Below are 1,177 nucleotides of genomic sequence, written 5' to 3' on the forward strand. Positions count from 1 at the left end.
AGTTTCAATTCATGATACAGGATGCACTCTCCCTGAGTAAACTTTGCACCAGAACCTAGTAGACAACAAATCAATCAGTACAAAAATAAAAAATCGTATACAACATACTTATAATACATTTCACATCAGACTAAAAGCAACAACCGAATCCATCAGTTGCGGTAGAACTGTTCACAAGTTTTATGGTATAACTTAAATGCAAGATTGAGAAACAAATCGGAAGTTGTGGAGCTAATTATCAATGAGAAATATTTACGATAATAGTGAATTTTTTGCCGCATATGCGGAAATGGGAAGAAGCAAAGATGGTCTGAAAGCTGCTGGAGAGTGGCATCAGTTGCAACCGTTATTCCCTAAATTACAGGGAAAAAAAGTTTTGGATTTAGGATGTGGTTACGGTTGGCATTGCAAATATGCCGCACAAATGGGAGCTACTGAAATTCTTGGTATTGATAGTAGTCAAAAAATGATTGCAAAAGCAGTAGCTGTTAACTCTGATGACAAAATCAAGTATAAAGTTTGCGGTGTTGAAGAATACATTTATCCTGAAAATACTTATGACCTAGTTGTTTCTAACCTGGTACTGCACTATATCGAAAATTTAGCTAATGTTTATCAAAATGTGTATTGCACATTAAAAGTAGGTGGGTATTTCCTATTCAATATTGAACATCCGACTTTCACCGCAGGTGTTAATGAGGATTGGATTTATGATGAAAATGGGAAACCTAAATATTGGCCAATCGACAATTACTATTACACAGGCGAAAGAGAAACCAATTTTCTTGGTCAACGAGTAATTAAACAGCACCACACATTAACGCAGATATTGAATCCACTTATAAAATGTGGTTTTCAAATTGAGGCTATTGAGGAAGCAATGCCTCCGGCAGATATGATGGGTATGCCGGGAATGTGTAATGAAATGCGTAGACCTATGATGTTGTTGGTTAAGGTTAAAAAGGTTTAATAAACAACTTCCAGTTTGACGAACTGATAAAATCCCTTTAGGAACTAAAGGGCGCACTTCTATGCTCAGAAGTCAATAAATTGGACTATTTTTATTCAGTTACTTAGACAACATTTGAGATACGATTGCGATTATAAAAATTGATATACCAACGTAAGCAGGAGATAACAGCACGGATTCCCTAATCAAATTTCCAGCGGTACACTG

1 protein-coding gene is annotated in these 1,177 nt (G+C 35.9%); it reads left to right on the forward strand.

All coding sequences use genetic code 11. The features are described 5' to 3' along the window. The first annotated feature begins 241 nt into the window (after positions 1-241). Positions 242-970 carry a class I SAM-dependent methyltransferase gene (locus FD01_RS09725; RefSeq protein ID WP_056963982.1) on the forward strand — a complete coding sequence of 243 codons (729 nt, stop codon included), beginning with the start codon at positions 242-244 and terminating at the stop codon, positions 968-970. Positions 971-1,177 lie beyond the last annotated feature (207 nt).

The organism is Lacticaseibacillus manihotivorans DSM 13343 = JCM 12514, assembly GCF_001435035.1.
GTDB classification, from domain to species: Bacteria; Bacillota; Bacilli; order Lactobacillales; family Lactobacillaceae; genus Lacticaseibacillus; species Lacticaseibacillus manihotivorans.

Excerpts from the sequence above, each read along its gene's own strand:
- FD01_RS09725 (WP_056963982.1), top strand. The coding sequence starts at position 242 with ATGAGAAATATTTACGATAATAGTGAATTTTTTGCCGCATATGCGGAA.